This is a genomic window from Bacillus sp. hwrm1 (assembly GCF_040207805.1).
GTDB lineage: Bacteria > Bacillota > Bacilli > Bacillales > Bacillaceae > Bacillus > Bacillus velezensis.
This window is the reverse complement of the sequence record NZ_CP157943.1, coordinates 422,995-439,218: the sequence shown is the minus strand read 5'-3', so window position 1 is coordinate 439,218 and position 16,224 is coordinate 422,995. Positions and strand designations below refer to the sequence as shown.

General features: G+C 47.5%; 19 protein-coding genes. 7 read left to right on the top strand and 12 right to left on the bottom strand.

All coding sequences use genetic code 11. The features are described 5' to 3' along the window. Positions 1–49 precede the first annotated feature (49 nt). Positions 50–391, bottom strand: a complete 342-nt coding sequence (locus ABK447_RS02315; RefSeq protein WP_094031351.1) for a single-stranded DNA-binding protein — start codon at positions 389–391, stop codon at positions 50–52. Between the two features lie 97 nt (positions 392–488). After that, positions 489–842, bottom strand: a complete 354-nt coding sequence (locus ABK447_RS02310; RefSeq protein WP_003151247.1) for a hypothetical protein — start codon at positions 840–842, stop codon at positions 489–491. A 172-nt stretch (positions 843–1,014) separates the two neighbouring features. On the opposite strand from ABK447_RS02310, the gene ABK447_RS02305 reads away from it, so the two are divergent. Beyond that, a complete protein-coding gene (locus tag ABK447_RS02305) occupies positions 1,015–1,425 on the top strand; it encodes a YwpF-like family protein (RefSeq protein ID WP_012118638.1) in 411 nt (136 codons plus the stop codon). Positions 1,426–1,470: 45 nt separating this feature from the next. Here ABK447_RS02305 and mscL read toward each other — a convergent pair whose 3' ends face one another. Both mscL and fabZ read right to left on the bottom strand, forming a co-directional pair. Further along, the gene (gene mscL / locus ABK447_RS02300) at positions 1,471–1,866 is read right to left on the bottom strand and encodes a large conductance mechanosensitive channel protein MscL (protein ID WP_015418395.1); all 396 of its coding nucleotides are present in this window, start codon (positions 1,864–1,866) and stop codon (positions 1,471–1,473) included. Between the two features lie 56 nt (positions 1,867–1,922). Further along, positions 1,923–2,348 (bottom strand): 3-hydroxyacyl-ACP dehydratase FabZ, encoded by a 426-nt coding sequence (gene fabZ / locus ABK447_RS02295; protein ID WP_003151242.1) that lies wholly within the window; start codon positions 2,346–2,348, stop codon positions 1,923–1,925. A 195-nt stretch (positions 2,349–2,543) separates the two neighbouring features. Between fabZ and ABK447_RS02290 the strand changes: the two genes are divergently transcribed. After that, a complete protein-coding gene (locus ABK447_RS02290) occupies positions 2,544–3,608 on the top strand; it encodes a tetratricopeptide repeat protein (protein WP_040238774.1) in 1,065 nt (354 codons plus the stop codon). A 17-nt stretch (positions 3,609–3,625) separates the two neighbouring features. Here ABK447_RS02290 and ABK447_RS02285 read toward each other — a convergent pair whose 3' ends face one another. The 4 genes from ABK447_RS02285 to spoIIID all read right to left on the bottom strand — a co-directional run bounded on the left by ABK447_RS02285 (position 3,626) and on the right by spoIIID (position 6,892). Next, positions 3,626–4,447 (bottom strand): flagellar hook-basal body protein, encoded by an 822-nt coding sequence (locus ABK447_RS02285; RefSeq protein ID WP_012118640.1) that lies wholly within the window; start codon positions 4,445–4,447, stop codon positions 3,626–3,628. A gap of 24 nt (positions 4,448–4,471) precedes the next feature. Beyond that, positions 4,472–5,269 (bottom strand): flagellar hook-basal body protein, encoded by a 798-nt coding sequence (locus ABK447_RS02280; RefSeq protein WP_007614310.1) that lies wholly within the window; start codon positions 5,267–5,269, stop codon positions 4,472–4,474. 159 nt (positions 5,270–5,428) lie between these two features. Continuing rightward, on the bottom strand, positions 5,429–6,430 hold the full coding sequence (gene mbl, locus ABK447_RS02275; RefSeq protein ID WP_003151237.1) for a cell shape-determining protein Mbl: 1,002 nt from the start codon (positions 6,428–6,430) through the stop codon (positions 5,429–5,431). Between the two features lie 180 nt (positions 6,431–6,610). Beyond that, on the bottom strand, positions 6,611–6,892 hold the full coding sequence (spoIIID, locus tag ABK447_RS02270) for a sporulation transcriptional regulator SpoIIID (protein ID WP_003151236.1): 282 nt from the start codon (positions 6,890–6,892) through the stop codon (positions 6,611–6,613). A 331-nt stretch (positions 6,893–7,223) separates the two neighbouring features. Between spoIIID and ABK447_RS02265 the strand changes: the two genes are divergently transcribed. After that, positions 7,224–7,637 carry a MarR family winged helix-turn-helix transcriptional regulator gene (locus tag ABK447_RS02265; RefSeq protein ID WP_007407562.1) on the top strand — a complete coding sequence of 138 codons (414 nt, stop codon included), beginning with the start codon at positions 7,224–7,226 and terminating at the stop codon, positions 7,635–7,637. Between the two features lie 24 nt (positions 7,638–7,661). Then, on the top strand, positions 7,662–8,858 hold the full coding sequence (locus ABK447_RS02260) for an MFS transporter (RefSeq protein ID WP_039063773.1): 1,197 nt from the start codon (positions 7,662–7,664) through the stop codon (positions 8,856–8,858). A gap of 34 nt (positions 8,859–8,892) precedes the next feature. On the opposite strand, the gene ABK447_RS02255 is transcribed toward ABK447_RS02260, so the two are convergent. The 3 genes from ABK447_RS02255 to ABK447_RS02245 form a co-directional block, all read right to left on the bottom strand. Then, positions 8,893–10,347, bottom strand: a complete 1,455-nt coding sequence (locus ABK447_RS02255; protein WP_039063774.1) for an NCS1 family nucleobase:cation symporter-1 — start codon at positions 10,345–10,347, stop codon at positions 8,893–8,895. 163 nt (positions 10,348–10,510) lie between these two features. Beyond that, complete coding sequence (locus tag ABK447_RS02250; RefSeq protein WP_020956461.1) at positions 10,511–11,875, bottom strand: MFS transporter; 1,365 nt, start codon at positions 11,873–11,875, stop codon at positions 10,511–10,513. Further along, positions 11,872–12,438 carry an isochorismatase family protein gene (locus ABK447_RS02245; RefSeq protein WP_020956462.1) on the bottom strand — a complete coding sequence of 189 codons (567 nt, stop codon included), beginning with the start codon at positions 12,436–12,438 and terminating at the stop codon, positions 11,872–11,874. Before ABK447_RS02245 ends, ABK447_RS02250 begins: the two co-directional genes overlap by 4 nt. A gap of 252 nt (positions 12,439–12,690) precedes the next feature. Between ABK447_RS02245 and ABK447_RS02240 the strand changes: the two genes are divergently transcribed. Together ABK447_RS02240 and ABK447_RS02235 are read left to right on the top strand one after the other, a co-directional pair. Then, a complete protein-coding gene (locus tag ABK447_RS02240; protein WP_003151223.1) occupies positions 12,691–13,902 on the top strand; it encodes an ammonium transporter in 1,212 nt (403 codons plus the stop codon). Between the two features lie 17 nt (positions 13,903–13,919). Further along, positions 13,920–14,270 (top strand): P-II family nitrogen regulator, encoded by a 351-nt coding sequence (locus tag ABK447_RS02235; protein WP_003151222.1) that lies wholly within the window; start codon positions 13,920–13,922, stop codon positions 14,268–14,270. Positions 14,271–14,321: 51 nt separating this feature from the next. On the opposite strand, the gene ftsW is transcribed toward ABK447_RS02235, so the two are convergent. Beyond that, a complete protein-coding gene (ftsW, locus tag ABK447_RS02230; protein ID WP_015418402.1) occupies positions 14,322–15,476 on the bottom strand; it encodes a putative lipid II flippase FtsW in 1,155 nt (384 codons plus the stop codon). Between the two features lie 164 nt (positions 15,477–15,640). Between ftsW and ABK447_RS02225 the strand changes: the two genes are divergently transcribed. Continuing rightward, on the top strand, positions 15,641–16,216 hold the full coding sequence (locus ABK447_RS02225) for an undecaprenyl-diphosphatase (RefSeq protein ID WP_003151220.1): 576 nt from the start codon (positions 15,641–15,643) through the stop codon (positions 16,214–16,216). Positions 16,217–16,224: the final 8 nt, after the last annotated feature.

Genomic DNA, 16,224 nt, shown 5'->3' with positions numbered 1-16,224 from the left:
AGGTATTGCGGGGCCCGCTGAAAGGCGGGAAATCGAGGAAAAAAGCATGCTATTCAGCCAGCGGCTCTTTCCGTTTTTGATCCATAAACCGAACGGTATCAGCCATGACCTCGGTCACATAAACTTTTACGCCGTCTGTCTTTTCATAGCTTCTCGTCAGGATTCTGCCGCTTACACCGACCATTGACCCTTTTTGGCAGTACAATGCCGTGTTTTCAGCGTTTTTTCTCCAGATGGTACAGTTGACGAAGTCGGTTCCGGTTTCACCCGACGCGCTTTTAAAATTGCGGTTTACCGCCAACGTAATATGCGCGACGGGAATGCCCGCTGCTGTAAAACGGAGATCCGGGTCTTTCGTCAGCCGGCCGACAAGCATAACGTGGTTAAACAAGCCGTATCCTCCTCTCTTTTTCGAGGCTGGCTTCATTGTAGTACAAGGGCTCGTGAAAGCAAAAAGCGGATAAAGCCGTTATTCGTTCAGGCTGCTCTTATGTTTTCGTTTTTCTTTCTGATAAAAAAAACTTTTGTTTTTGACCGCTTATGTAATATGTATTTTTGAGCAGCCGCGAGAAAAGTTTCGTTTTGAGCCAGTCTTTCTCAAACATGCGGACAAACTTTCCGCCATCCCATGCGAACCAGTAAAAACTCAGCTTTTTATCAGTCAGTGAAAGCTGAATTTTATACTGTTCCATGCGGTCTTTTGTTTCATATAAAAAGACGACATTTCCCCTTCTGTTAAGATGCACCTCACAATCTTCCTTTTTGCATACCAAGTAGGAATGATCGTCTTTTCGCCTTGAACCGTCTTCTATATAGATTTCCTTCAGGCGCAATTGATTCATAAGCATCTCTCCATGACCATATTCTTTTACATTATAATGAAAAAATAGAAATGATTAAATGTTGACCGCCTACAAAAATGATGAAGCATGTCTTACAGCATTTTCCCGGGAAAAATGATATGTGTTATAATAAATGAACGAAAAACATGGACAACAGGGGTGAAAATAAGAGATGAAAACCTTTAAACTGGTTGATCTGAATGTGGAACGTTTAGATAAAGACGATCAGCCAATTGAGCAGTTTCCCCTTTTAGACGGATTGATTATCAATAAAGAGGACGGAGAAAATCATTGGTTAATTGAAGCACTGGTCCCGGCCGAACACTTGTCTTTTTTTGACATGCTGATGAAAAGCCAGAAAGAAGCGAAGGTGTTTGTAACGATTACGAAAAAAAGCAACCGCCCCGCCCAGCTGACGGGAAGCATCAAAAATATCGTCGAGCTGGAAAGAAGTATACAAGTTTTAATTTACGGTCAAATGGTGTCAAGAAACCACCCCGGATCAGAAAGCATTCTGGAGTCGCTCGTGAAAGAAGGCTACTCGGGCAGCCGGCTGATTGAAGCGTTTAAACAAAAATTATGATCATGAAAAAGGCCGGACGTTAATCATCCAGCCTTTTTTTGTGCCCTAGTCATTGTGAGGAGCCCGCTGTTTCAGCAGATCTCTGATTTCAGTCAGCAGTTCCGTCTGCTGATCTGTGTCTTCTGCTTCTTCAGCCTCTTCTTCTGCTTCTTTTTTACGTCTCAGCTTGCCTATTGTGCGGATGACGATAAAAATAGAAAATGAAATAATAAAGAAGTTCACAATCGTTTGAATGAAGCTTCCGTACTTGATATGAGCATCGCCGAATGTCACGGCCAGCCCTGAAAAGTCAAGACCGCCAAGAAGCAGGCCGACAAGCGGCATGATGATGTCTTCAACGAGCGACGTCACGATTTTGCCGAAAGCGCCGCCGATGACGACACCGATAGCCAGATCCATGATATTGCCCCGCATCGCAAAGCTTTTAAATTCTGACCACATTACATTCACCTCTTTCTATACAAAATGGGCTTTTTTATAAGCCCATTTGTTTGCTTTTATTCTCCGAGCGCAAAAGTTAATTCAGCTTCACACACGAGCTCGCCGTCAACTTTGGCAACGCCTTTGCCGCGTCCGATCGTACCGCGCGCGCGGGTAATATCAACCTCAAGCTCCAGCTTGTCACCCGGTTTTACCTGCTTTTTGAAACGACAGTTATCAATCCCCGCAAAAAATGCGAGTCTGCCCCGGTTTTCTTCTTTAATCAGCATCGCAACCGCTCCGACCTGCGCCAAAGCCTCTACGATTAATACGCCCGGCATAACAGGGTATTCAGGAAAATGGCCGTTGAAAAAATCTTCATTCGCCGTCACATTTTTATATCCCGCCGCCCGTTTTCCTTCTTCGACTTCCGTAATTCTGTCTACCAGAAGAAACGGATAGCGATGGGGAATAATTTCTTTAATTTGCTGAGTATCAAGCATTCTCTTGACATCTCCTTCATCGACAATAGTATGTATAGAAGGCATATGTGGCAACCAATCTGTACATTTGGAAGTATATTATGAATCAATTTCTTTTTCAACCGCGCTGTAAACTGTAACCAGCTGGCAATGAGCCTCGTCCATTAATGTGTTATGATAAATAAAGATTTTTACCCTATGCAAAGAGGTTGGAAGATGATTGCTAAGTTTACTGAAAAACGTACGCTGGTGATGCTGAATGAGTGGTATGACGCCATGGGAAAACGCCAATTCGATCTAGCCCGTTCCCTTCACGAACAAATCAATCAGCATCTCCCCAAATTACAAAAGAATGCAAAGCTCAAACTCAGATATCAGCTGTTTTTCGCACGGTTCCAGCTGCTGTTTGAGAAAAAAGACGGTCTGAATAAGCTGTTCTGCGAGCTGAAGCGGCGCAAAGATGAGATGGATCATGAATTAACTTATTATTTCTATTTTTTCAAAGGGTTATTCCATATGGTGAATGGCGCTCCGAACCGTGCTGTCTGCCGCTTTAAAGAAGCTGAACAGTACCTGCCGGCCATTCAGGACCGTTTCGAAGCCGCTGAATTTTATTATAAAACAGCGGGTGCATATTACATGATGAAGTCGCCTGCGCTCTCCATTCAATATGTCAATAAAGCGCTGGAAATCTATCAAGGTGAATTCGGCTACATCAAAAAAACGCTCAGCTGCCGGCTGCTTCTCGCCGTGAATTATATAGACGAGGCACGCTATGACGACGCAGAACAGCTCTTCAATGAATCCATAAAGATAACGGACCGGATCAATGACAATAACCTGCTGTGCCACGCCTATTATAATTTTGGTTTTTTAAAGACCGCCCAGAAAAAAGATAAAGAGGCCCTCCCTTTTTACAAAAAGGTATTGGGCAATCAGCGTTTCGAGAAAGAGTCTCCCGTTTCCTACCTTCATTGTGTGTATGAAGCGGTCAGAGCACTTTTTAAAACCGGATCTGCCGCCGAAGGACAAACCGTGCTGCAGAAAGGTTTATACATATCTGAAAAAGTGCAGAACAAGATTATGAAATTGAAGCTGACCGCGCTCAACATACTGTACACCGCTCAGGAGGACCCGTACGACCGATTGCAGAAGCTCGTGCTGGAGCTGCAGAAAATTGAAGCGTGGGTGGATTTGGAAGTGCTGCTTCAGGATATTACTGATTACTACAAAAAAAAGGGCGATTTTGAGAAAGCCGCATTTTTTATCATGCGCGGCTGATCAAAACGCCCCTTCTTTTATCTGACTGAGTTGATTAAGCCCAGCATTTGGTCTCCCAATGTAATCGTGCGGCTGTTCAGCTGATAGGAACGCTGAGACACGATTAAGCCGGTCATTTCTTTTGACATATCGACATTTGAACCTTCAAGCGCGCCCTGCTCCATGCCGATTGCCTGCCGGTTTGCGCCGGTAAGCTCTTCAATCGCTGAAGCCCCCGCGCCGTTTACGGAAAACAGATTATCCCCTTCCGCATGAAGCGCCTGAGGATTATTGACATTGACGATGCCGAGATTAAACGTCTGCGAACGGGTTCCCGCCTGGTCTGAAGCAGTCAGCGTTCCGGTTTTGCTGATTTTCAGCTGAGTCAGCGAACTGTCAATTTGTATAGGCTGACCGTTCTCATCGAGAATGGGATTGCCTCCCGCTGTCATCAGCTGAAGCAGCCGGTCATTTCCGCCGGCCGGCTTGAGGGAAAGTGAGCCGTCCCTTGTATACACCCGCCGTCCGTCCGCTTCTGCCTGAAGATATTGATAAGGTGATGTGAACGCGATATCAAGGTCACGGTCGGTTTTTTTGATGCTTCCCTGCCCTGAGTCCAGCTGCGGAGTCATGACCGTTCCGGCGCCGAGACGCAGGCCGGGCGGCGTTTTCCGCATGTTCGGCGAATTTTCCTTTTTGTCATCTATATGGTCATACTGCTGTCTGATCAGCTCGGAAAAGCGGGAATCCCTCGCTTTATAGCCTGTCGTATCACTGTTTGAAAGGTTGCTGCTGACTGTATCCATCTGCTGCTGAAGCTGATGTAAGGCTGTTGAAGCCGTCAGCATTGATCTGAGCATCATAATTGAATGTCCCCCATTTTGTTACACTTTGCCGATTTCATTTGCGGCTTTATCCATGCTTTTATCGTAAGCCTGAATGACTTTTTGATTGGCTTCAAATGATCTGTATGCTTCCGTCATTTCTGTATACGTGCTCGTCACGTCCACGTTCGAAAGCTCCGAGACGCCTTGCTTTAATGAATACGAGACTTGGGGATTCGCCGCCGCGCTCGGCAGTTCAGAGCCGTCGGCCGTGCTGTATAGGTCATTGCCGTCCCGTTTCAGATTGCGCACGTCTTCTTCCATTCTGATATCAATCTGCCCCGCCGGCCGGCCGTTTGTCGTGACCGTTCCGTTTTCTGATACGGTGAATTTTTCATTGTCGACTGTAATCGGCTGTCCGTTTGTTGATAACACAAGGTTTCCGTTTATCGTAAGCTGATTGTTTTCATTTAATGAGAAAGTGCTGCTTTTTGAATAGCGGACGCCGCCTGCGGTCTGCACGGGATAAAACAGCTCGGCGTTTTCATTCGTTTCGGCATTCTTGGGAACCTGATTCTCCATAAGCGCAATATCCGTCGGCTGATCGGTCGTTTTCAGGCTTCCCTGCGTAAACAACGGTTTCAGCTCCTGCATGTATACGCCTGTGTTGACGGAACCGATTTTCGTTTTTTTATCGCCTTCTATTCGGCTCAGAAGCATCTCGGGAAAGGCGCGGATTGAACCTTGATCCTCTTTGTACCCTGATGTATTCGCGTTTGCGATGTTATTTGACAGCATTTCCGTTCTTCTCTGCTGTGTAATCATTGCGGACGTTGCGGTATATAATCCTTTTAACAAGTCTTCCACCTCTGAAATAGCATTATTTCCAGTTGCCTCACCGGAACATTTGTTCTATAATGAAAATCAGCATTTTTTCTTATTATCGGATTTACATTCCCGTTCGTGAAGGGTTTGACAGAAAAAAACCCCATTCTTTTTCAGAATGAGGTTTTATCATCAGCTCAGTTTGCGTTTTGGAAGCTTGTCCATGTTATCCAGCATGACGCCGGTTCCGACCGCAACACAATCCATCGGGTTCTCAGCAACAAGAACAGGCACCCTCAGCTCTTCGGCAAGAAGCTGGTCAAGCCCGTTTAACAGCGCTCCCCCGCCGGTAATGATAACGCCGCGGTCGATGATGTCAGCGGACAATTCAGGCGGTGTTCTTTCAAGAACCTGCTTGGCGGCCTGCACAATGACGGCAACTGATTCACGAAGGGCTTCTTCTACTTCTTTGCTGTTTACTGTAATCGTTCTCGGCAGACCGGAAACCATGTCACGGCCGCGGATGGTGATTTCTTCATGACGTGCGTCTGGGAAAACCGTTGCGACCTTCACCTTAATATCTTCAGCGGTACGTTCACCGATCAGCAGCTTATACTCGCGTTTGATATAATTTAAGATTTCCATGTCAAACTTGTCCCCAGCCATCTTAATAGAAGAGGAGGTGACAATATCGCCCATAGAAATAACTGCGATATCTGTCGTACCGCCTCCGATGTCAACAACCATGTTACCGCTCGGCTGGAAGATTTCCATACCCGCGCCGATAGCGGCAACTTTCGGTTCTTCTTCAAGGTACACATGCTTTCCGCCGCTTTTTTCAGCTGCTTCTTTAATCGCTTTTTGCTCAACGGATGTAATATTCGTCGGGCAGCAGATCAGCATGCGCGGTTTTGAGAAAAGTCCTTTTACATTCAGCTTATTAATGAAATGTTTCAGCATGGCTTCTGTTACTTCGAAGTCTGCGATTACGCCGTCTTTCAGCGGACGGATCGCAACAATATTCCCAGGTGTACGTCCAACCATTCGTCTGGCTTCTTCACCGACAGCCAGCACTTTGCCGCTGTTTTTATCAAGTGCCACAACGGAAGGCTCATTCAGAACAATTCCTTTTCCTTTTACATGGATCAGTACATTTGCAGTACCGAGGTCAATTCCAATATCCCTTGCAAACATCTATTTATATCCTCCTTGATATCTGTTTCACAGTAAAATATCCACATTGTGCCCTAATTATATATATTATCATAATTTATCAAAAAAAAGCTGCTGAACGATATAAGTTCTTGACAAAATTTTGCGGATATTCGCGAAACCGCCCGGGAGGAGAAAAAAGGGCCCGGCAGACGTCAGGCGCTACGGCTGCTGAACGGGCTCCCCTTCAAGAATTTCATCCTTCTTGTACTTTAGTTTCGTCGCCTCTCCCCCTCTTAAATGTCTGATGGATTTATGATAATCGAGTATTTCTTTTACTTCATTCGCCAAGTCAGGATTGATTTCAGGCAGGCGCTCTGTCAGATCTTTGTGTACGGTACTTTTGGAAACACCAAACTCTTTCGCAATGACACGAACGGTTTTTTTCGTCTCCACGATATACTTGCCAATCTTGATTGTTCGCTCTTTGATGTAATCGTGCACACCACTCGACCTCCCCAGTTGGATGTGAGAAGTGTGAAATGAGATCCGTATTCTGTAACAGATTCACTGATGATGCAGCTTCTTCGTTGTCCGATTATATAAGAAGGTTTTAGAAATATGCCCACGATCCCTCACCTCAAACACTCTCTTTGATAGGTTTGTAACAGTGTATTAGCAATGAATTGGGAATATGCTAAAAACTCAATAAGGACAAGGGGCGGGTCATAATTTTCTGCTTTTTGATCGGGGGGTTTACATCCGCGCGATCCTGCTGTAGAATGAAACAGCACAATTAGTTACTTAGGTAAGTTTTTTGAAAAGGAGAACGGAAATGATCCACGTCAACAGACGCCTCATTCACCAAATCAATCAATGCGCCCGCCTGATTACGAAGAAAGCCAATGAACGGCTGGAACCATTCGGCCTGTACTCCTCTCAATGGTCAATCCTATATTGCTTAAAAACGATCGGACCGATGACCCAAAAAGAAATCTGGTCCTATCTGAACGTAGAGGCGCCGACCGTTACCAGAACGATCAAACGCCTTGAAGAAAACGGCTGGATTCAGCGGGAACAGGGAGAAGACAAGCGGGAAAAGCTCGTCGTCCTGACGAAGGAAGCTGAATTGAAATACGACAGCATCAATCAAGAGATGCTGAAGTTCGAGGAAGACATGCTTGCGGATTTCCAAGATGGAGATAAGGAAGCTTTTTCTGAGTTTCTGAATGTGTTTTTAACGAAATAGAAAAGAAAGGGAAGTGCTGTACTTTTGAGTAAATCTGACTCGATCTGGACCAAAGATTTTATTATGGTCGTACTCGTGAATTTATTTGTCTTTGTGTTCTTTTATACATTTTTGGCCGTGCTGCCTATCTATATGATTCAGGAGCTTGGCGGCAGTGAATCGCAAGGAGGGCTTTTGATCAGCCTGTTCCTGTTATCTGCTATTATTACCCGTCCTTTTTCAGGGGCGATTATTGAACGGTTCGGCAAGAAAAGAATGACGATTGTATCCTTGGCGCTGTTCGCCCTGTCTTCTTATCTGTATTTGCCGCTACACAATTTCTATCTGCTGCTCGGACTGCGTTTTTTCCAAGGCATCTGGTTCAGCATTTTAACGACGGTCACGGGCGCAATTGCCGCTGACATTATTCCCGCCAAGCGGCGCGGCGAGGGGCTCGGTTATTTTGCGATGTCTATGAACCTTGCCATGGCGATCGGTCCTTTTCTCGGGCTGAGTCTTGTGAAAGTCATTTCGTTCCCGGTTTTCTTTACGATTTTTGCCGTATTTGTTTCTTTAGGCTTGCTGATTGCTTTTATGATTCGTGTGCCGGATCAAAACAACAGCGGAACGACTGTCTTCCGTTTTTCTTTCTCCGACATGTTTGAAAAAGGCGCGCTTAAAATCGCGATTGTCGGGTTGTCCATTTCTTTCTGTTATTCAAGTGTGACTTCATATTTATCCGTTTATGCCAAGACGATCCACCTGTTGGATGTCAGCGGCTATTTCTTCGTCTGTTTCGCAGTGACGATGATGGCCGCCCGTCCTTTCACAGGAAAGCTGTTTGACAGAGTGGGGCCGGGAATCGTCATCTATCCGTCGATTATCGTGTTCTCCGCGGGGCTTTGCATGCTGGCGATGACAAACAGCGCCCTCATGCTTCTCTTGTCCGGTGCGGTAATCGGTCTCGGATACGGCTCTATCGTACCGTGCATGCAGACGCTGGCGATTCAGAACTCGCCCGGACACCGTTCAGGCTTTGCGACGGCTACCTTCTTCACTTTCTTTGACAGCGGGATTGCCGGCGGATCCTATGTATTCGGCCTCTTTGTCGCTTCGGCCGGATTCCATTCGATTTATCTGGCCGCGGGGCTGTTCGTCCTGATTGCTTTACTCCTGTATGGCTGGAGCCAGAAAAAAAGAACGCCGCTTCAAGCGGACGGAAACGTTTCAATCGCAGACTAATATGACAAAAAGCCGGGGGCAGCCCCGGCTTTTTTTATTCGGCCGCTCTTTCCTGCGCGATTCGTCCCGCCGCTTTTACATAAGGAGGATGAATATACATAAGCGCCGTATAACCGAGACATGACAAAATGACACCCGCAAACCAGGAGATATCATAGATGCCGGCGAACGCCGGGACGTACATCCCGATTAAAGAAATAAACGCGCCGAGAAAAGTCGCGGCAAAGGCCCGGTAATTATAGCCTTTGTAATAAGTGTACTGTCCGGTTTCCGAATAAAGGTCTTCAACTGAGAGCTGCCTTTTTCTGATGATAAAATAATCAGCCATCATCACCCCGGCCACCGGTCCGAGCATCCCGCCGATGAGCCCGAGAAACGCATAAACATTCGTGGCGCTCTCCATCAGCTTCCACGGTATTGTGAACAGGGCCAAAACGGCGGCCAGATACCCTCCCCTCCTGAATGTAATATACTTCGGCAGGACATTCGCCAAGTCATAGGCCGGTGACACGATGTTTGCCGCCACGTTAACCGAGACGGCGGCGATGCAAAGTGTGATGACCGAAAGAGCGATAACGAAAGGATTATCAAACCGGGCCAAAATCTCCACCACATCCCAAATCGGTTCTCCGAATGCTACCTGTGATCCGGATGTCACCGTGATGCTTGCAAACGCGAACAGCGCAAACGTTCCCGGCAGCCCGTAAAACTGGCCGCGAATCTGTTCTTTTTGCGACGCGGCGAACCGGGTGAAGTCAGGGATATTCAGAATCAGCGTCGCCCATATTCCGATAATGCCCGTCACTCCGGCGGCAAACGGCCAAAACGTTTCAGAAAAGGTATGGAACTTTCCCGGCTGTGAGTAAATCGGTCCGAGCCCGCCGGCAATATCTATCGCCCACCAGACCATGCCGCCGAAGACGAGATAAACAAGCGGGCCCGCCCACACTTCAAATTTTTTGATCGATTCCATGCCGTGCCGCAGTACAAGCAGATGAATGCCCCAAAAGAAAATGAACGACAGAAAACCCGGCAGATGAAGCCCGAGTATATTCCAATCTCCGCCGAGACTCCCCCAGCCCGGCCATATGTTCAAAAGCAGAATGTGCAAAGCCGTGCTCCCGGCAAATGTTTGAATTCCGAGCCACATGATGGCTGTAAACGCCCTGAGAAGCGCCGGAATGTTAGCCCCGTATATTCCGTAAGAAGCCCTGATAATGACCGGAAACGGCAGGCCGTATTTCGTTCCGGCATGGCCGTTCAAGGCCAAAGCGGCGAACAAAATCAGTGACGCCGTCACGATAATGGCGAGCACCTGCCACGGAGAAAGGCCGATCGCAATGAGCCCGCCCACAGTCGCGTAGGTCGGGATATTATGAATACAACCCATCCAGATGGATGCAAAATTCACCGCTTTCCATGTCCGTTCGCCGTCTTCTAAAGGCAGTAAATCTTTATTGCTTAGCCGATCACTCGTTGTTTTTTTCATTTTCTCCCTCCCACATGTACGTTTTTCTTACATCACATGTGAAAAAATATAACTGAAAATTCCGTAAATAACATTGGTCGCTATCGACAATAATCGTTTTGATTTTTGAGCACATTACACAAAAAAAGAGACGGGGAGAGCCCGTCTCTTTTTGTTGCGCCTGTTAAGAGGCTTTTTTGAGGAGAACCGAAAACCGGAACGCCATCAAAAGGCTTACAGCGCCGACAACGATAAGAATCGTCCCAAGCATATGAAAATGGCCGGCGGTAATTTCTTTTCCGAAAAGAATGCCCAAAATGACAGAAGACAAAATCGAACCGAGATACCGGCAGGTCTGAAACAGGCCGGACGTTGTTCCGACCATGTCGGCGGGGCTCGTTGTCAGCATGGCCGCCTGAAACGTGACATTTCCGAAGCCGTAGCCGACACCCAGCACGGACAGGATCAGCCCTTTTCCTATCATGGGCGCCTGAAGAAAGAAAAACGTTAACAGCACCGCTCCGATCGCGGTCAGGCAGGTTCCGGCAACAATCGGCTGAAGAAGCCCTTTCTTATCTATCCATTTTCCGGTCAGAGGCGACACCAGAATACTCATGCCCGACATAAACAGCATAATCAACCCGCTTGTCTGAACGGACAAATGCATTTCATCCTGAAAATAGCTCGGAAGCCCGAAAAAGATGCAGTAAAAGAATATATTCAGCAAAATAAATTGAATATACACCGACGATAGTTTCCGATGCGTTTTAAACAGCCTGACATCAATAAACGGTTTCTCTGTTTTCAGCTCGCGCCAGATAAACAGCCCGACAAACAAAAGCCCGAATACGCCTTCTGTATAGTGAGGCTTCGTACTGAAGGACAATAAAAACGACAGGAGAAGGATAATCGCCCCGGCAAACAGGAGTATCCCGATCGTATCAAGCTGGCGGAGCACACCTTTCAAGCCGCCGATCTCGCGTTTTTCATCTTTCGGAAACATATACATTCCGAGAAAAAAGCTGAGAATGATAAACGGCAGATTGACGAAAAAGATTGCCGGCCACCCTCCCCAAACGATCAGAAAACCGCCGAGAGTCGGACCGAGCGCCGTCATGGCTGATGCAAAGATTGACAGGACGGCCAGCGCCGAAGCCTGCTTCTCCCGTATATTTGAACGGATCAATCCGACGCCGGACGGATATATCGCGCTGCTTCCGATTGATTGAAAAAGCCGCATGACCAGCAAAGTCATAAAAGTCGGCGCAAACGGCGCGCCGACCGCTGAGACGGCAACAAGCAGAAGCCCGATCAAAAACAGCTTCTTCCTGCCGAGCATATCACCGAGCTTCCCGGTAACAGGCTGCGCCACCGCGCTGGCCAGATAAAAGGACGATATCAGCCAGGACACCGTTGTAAACGACAGGTGAAATTCATGCTGAATACTGTGAAGCGCAAGAGAAATCATCGACGAGTTCAATGGGTTCAGCATCGTCCCCGAAGCCACGGCTGTCAAGAACAGGACGCGGCTTTTTTTGGAGATTGTCATTTTGTCTGTGCGATAAATTCTTCCGTCGTCCGGCTTCTGCCGATTTTCGGGAAGATAAACTTGAGTGTCGCTTCGTGCTGTTCATCGCTGAATGTCGCCATCGCGTCAGTTACGAAAACTTGCTGATACCCGAGCTGAAAAGCTTCTCGCGCCGTGCTCTCCACACCGATGTTTGTCGCAATCCCGCATAACACAATCGTGTCGATCCCCCGTCTTCTGAGCTGAAGGTCCAGGTCCGTGCCGAAAAACGCGCCCCACTGCCGTTTTGTTACCGTATAATCATTTTCTTTCACTCCGATGTCAGGCACAAATTCAGCCCAGTCCGCCGGCGGAGCCGAATGGCCCGCCGCCTCTTCATCCGTCAGCGGCTTCAGCGCATCCGCTCCGTCATGAAAATCCACGTTCACAAAGCTGATAAATCCGCCTTTTTCCCGGAACACCTCAATTAATTTTTTCGCGTTCGGCACAACGGTACCGCTTTTATCCATCGGCACAATGCCTTTTTGTAAATCAATAAGGACCAAAGCCGTTTTTTCAAATTGCAGATTTAATGATGTTGTCATAATGATTCCTCCTGATGCAGTTAGTGTTTCTCACCCCGTTTATTTTACTCTTTCCCGGACAGGATTTCTTCCGCCGTGCTCCGGCGCTCTTTTTATGGATATAAAGTCGCACGGCACCCATTTGAAAAAGCAGCATTATGAACGCAAAAAACCATGTCAGATAACCTTACACGAAAATGTTTTATCGTTCTTTTTTCTCTATAATAATGAATTAATCACAATTACATTCTGAATGAGACGGAGGAATACAACATGCAGATGGGCGATACAGTATTTATGTTCTTTTGCGCTTTACTCGTGTGGCTGATGACCCCCGGGCTGGCTTTGTTTTACGGCGGAATGGTAAAAAGCAAAAACGTGCTCAGCACGGCGATGCATAGTTTTTCTTCTCTCGCCATCGTATCCGTCGTTTGGGTTTTGTACGGATATTCACTTGCTTTTGCCCCCGGCAATACATGGCTTGGCGGGATTGAATGGGCCGGGCTGAAGGGGGTCGGCTTTGAACCCGGAAGTTACAGTGATACGATCCCGCATTCCTTGTTCATGATGTTCCAAATGACGTTTGCCGTACTGACGACGGCCATTATTTCCGGAGCATTTGCTGAACGCATGAGATTCAGTGCTTTTCTTGTATTTTCCTTTTTATGGGCTTCCCTCGTATATACGCCCGTTGCGCACTGGGTATGGGGCGGCGGCTGGATCGGCCAAATGGGCGCGCTTGACTTCGCAGGCGGAAACGTCGTCCACATTTCTTCCGGAGTCGCCGGGCTTGTGCTGGCGATTGTGCTCGGGAAACGCAAGGACGGCACGGCTGCTTCGCCTCACAACTTAATTTACACGTTCTTGGGCGGAGCGCTCATCTGGTTCGGATGGTTCGGCTTCAATGTCGGCAGCGCCCTCACGCTTGACAGTATCGCGATGTTTGCCTTCATTAACACAAACACCGCGGCTGCAGCTGGAATTATCGGCTGGATTTTAATCGAATGGATGCTGAATAAAAAACCGACCATGCTGGGTGCTGTATCAGGCGCAATCGCCGGGCTTGTCGCCATTACGCCGGCTGCCGGGTTCGTTACGCCGTTCTCTTCCATCGTAATCGGTTTCATCGGCGGGCTTGTCTGCTTTTGGGGCGTTTATTGGCTCAAAAAGACTTTCGGTTATGATGATGCGCTTGACGCTTTCGGCCTGCATGGGATCGGCGGGACATGGGGCGGCATCGCGACCGGTTTATTCGCAACCACTTCCGTCAATGACGGCGGGGCAAACGGGCTGTTTTACGGCGATCCGGGACTGCTCTGGAAGCAGATTGCGGCCATTGCGGCAACCTATGTATTTGTATTTATTGTCACTTTCGTTATCATTAAAATTGTAGGTCTGTTCATTCCCCTGCGCGCCAGTGAAGAAGAAGAGTCACTTGGGCTTGATTTAACGATGCACGGGGAAAAAGCATATCAGGACTTATAAAGTGAGGAGTGGCTTAGATGAGCGGTCAAATGTTCAAGGTAGAAATCGTTACGCGTCCGGCTAAGTTTGAAACATTGAAACAGGAACTCGGTAAAATCGGAGTCACATCGCTGACCTTCTCCAACGTACACGGCTGCGGCCTTCAAAAAGCCCACACCGAACTGTACCGCGGAGTCAAAATTGAAAGCAATGTGTATGAACGGCTGAAAGTGGAAATCGTTGTCAGCAAGGTCCCCGTTGATCAAGTCGTGGAAACGGCGAAAAAAGTGCTGAAAACGGGAGAGCCCGGAGACGGCAAAATATTCGTCTATGAAATCGGAAACACGATTAATATCCGCACCGGAGAAGAAGGACCAGGAGCTTTATAAACAGGCAGAACGCCCGGAGACAGAAATGTCCCGGGCGTTTTTTCAGCTTCATTAAAAAGAAGAAACCTTTTTTTCATGCGGGACAGGCCGCTTATGCCGTACGGGTTGTTTTTTCGCATATGTACTGATATTGACCAGTATGCCGCACAAAAACAGCGTCATAATTAATGAAGAACCGCCGTAGCTGATAAACGGAAGCGGCACACCCGTAACCGGGAGAAGTCCGCTCATCGCTCCCAAATTCAATACAACCTGAAACATTAATTGAAACGTAATTCCGATGGCAAGAAGCTTCCCGAACGGGTCATCAGCCCGCACGGCCGTTTTTACGCCGAGAAGCATTAACGCAAAATATAATCCCAAAACGATCAGAACACCGAATATCCCCAGTTCTTCGCTGATCACGGCCATAATGAAATCGGTATGCGCCTCAGGCAGATAGTTCATTTTTTCAACACTGTTTCCAAGCCCTCTTCCGAAAAACCCGCCTCCGGAAATAGCAAAATAGGATTGAATCAGCTGATAGCCGTCCCCGTTCGCGTCACCAAACGGATTGGTAAAGGAAACGAGGCGCTTCACACGATAGGAAGCCGAAAATGCGAGATAAACAACCCCGGACACCGCCGTCGCGCCGAGCACGAACAGATGGCGCTTTTTCAAGCCGGCACATAATAAAATCGACCCGCACGCCGCCAGGATTAAGGAAGCCGTCCCTAAATCAGGCTCCGCCAATGTCAGCAGAAAAGCAGTTCCCAAAATCACTAAAGGCGGCAGAACCCCTTTCACAAATTGATGAATGTACGGCTGCTTTTTCGTATAAATCGAAGCGAAATACAAAATCATCGCGATCTTAGCCAATTCAGACGGCTGTACGACAAGCGGGCCCGCTCCCAGCCACCTGCGGGAAAAATTCCGCTCCAGCCCGATTCCCGGTATCAATACGAGCAGCAGCAATACCAGCGAACCGACCACAAACAGCGGTACAAGCCGCGCATACCGCTTATACGGCAGACAGGCGGCAAATAGAAATAAGCATAATCCGATCAGTAAAGAGGTACTTTGTTTATGGAAGAAATAGGATGGATCTCCATACCGCTGAGACCCCATCACATCACTGGCGCTGTACACCATTAACAAGCCGAATCCGCAAAGCAGCATAATGACAAACACAAGCGGCAGATCGGCGTTTTTCAAACGTTTCAGCAACGGACAAAACTCCTTCGGCTATTCTTTTCCCGCATACTTGACGCACAGTAATACAGTCACGTTTCATTCTGTTTACTTTTTTATGATTATTTTTAATACCAATTGTGTCTCATAGAAAAAAGCATTACACTGTTCATATAAAATAAAGATAAAAGGTGATATTTGTGAATTACGAACTATTTAAAGCGATCAATGGTTTGTCGCACCATAGTGCCATTCTCGACTCTATCATGGTATTTATTACGGAATACGCCATTTACGCCTACGCCCTTTTCCTGCTTGCCATGTGGCTGTTCGGAAGCACAAAAGGCAGACAAAACGCCCTGTACGCGGGCTTCACGGGTGTTGCAGCGCTTATCATCAACTACCTCATCACGAAAGTCTATGTCGAGCCGCGCCCCTTTGTCGAGCATACGGTTCATACGCTGATCCCCCATGCCGCGGATGCTTCATTTCCGAGTGACCATACGACAGGCGCTTTGGCGATTTCAATTGCGATTCTGTTCCGCAACAAAAAACTCGGCTGGCCGCTTGTGATTTTCGGCCTTTTGACCGGCTTCTCAAGAATTTGGGTCGGCCACCATTATCCGATCGATGTGCTCGGAAGCATTATCGTTTCCCTCATTGTCGGATTCCTGCTGTTCAGATTTTCAAATGTGCTTCGTCCGATTGTCGATCTGATCGTGCGAATCTATGAAAGTATCGTTCATAAAAGCAAATCGACAAACCATAATATATAAAAAAAAAG

What these genes read in the sequence shown, in the direction of transcription:
- ABK447_RS02310 (WP_003151247.1), bottom strand. Translation starts at nt 842, where the DNA reads ATGAATCAATTGCGCCTGAAGGAAATCTATATAGAAGACGGTTCAAGG.
- ABK447_RS02305 (WP_012118638.1), top strand. Translation starts at nt 1,015, where the DNA reads ATGAAAACCTTTAAACTGGTTGATCTGAATGTGGAACGTTTAGATAAA.
- mscL (WP_015418395.1), bottom strand. Translation starts at nt 1,866, where the DNA reads ATGTGGTCAGAATTTAAAAGCTTTGCGATGCGGGGCAATATCATGGAT.
- fabZ (WP_003151242.1), bottom strand. Translation starts at nt 2,348, where the DNA reads ATGCTTGATACTCAGCAAATTAAAGAAATTATTCCCCATCGCTATCCG.
- ABK447_RS02290 (WP_040238774.1), top strand. Translation starts at nt 2,544, where the DNA reads ATGATTGCTAAGTTTACTGAAAAACGTACGCTGGTGATGCTGAATGAG.
- ABK447_RS02285 (WP_012118640.1), bottom strand. Translation starts at nt 4,447, where the DNA reads ATGCTCAGATCAATGCTGACGGCTTCAACAGCCTTACATCAGCTTCAG.
- mbl (WP_003151237.1), bottom strand. Translation starts at nt 6,430, where the DNA reads ATGTTTGCAAGGGATATTGGAATTGACCTCGGTACTGCAAATGTACTG.
- ABK447_RS02265 (WP_007407562.1), top strand. Translation starts at nt 7,224, where the DNA reads ATGATCCACGTCAACAGACGCCTCATTCACCAAATCAATCAATGCGCC.
- ABK447_RS02255 (WP_039063774.1), bottom strand. Translation starts at nt 10,347, where the DNA reads ATGAAAAAAACAACGAGTGATCGGCTAAGCAATAAAGATTTACTGCCT.
- ABK447_RS02250 (WP_020956461.1), bottom strand. Translation starts at nt 11,875, where the DNA reads ATGACAATCTCCAAAAAAAGCCGCGTCCTGTTCTTGACAGCCGTGGCT.
- ABK447_RS02245 (WP_020956462.1), bottom strand. Translation starts at nt 12,438, where the DNA reads ATGACAACATCATTAAATCTGCAATTTGAAAAAACGGCTTTGGTCCTT.
- ABK447_RS02240 (WP_003151223.1), top strand. Translation starts at nt 12,691, where the DNA reads ATGCAGATGGGCGATACAGTATTTATGTTCTTTTGCGCTTTACTCGTG.
- ABK447_RS02235 (WP_003151222.1), top strand. Translation starts at nt 13,920, where the DNA reads ATGAGCGGTCAAATGTTCAAGGTAGAAATCGTTACGCGTCCGGCTAAG.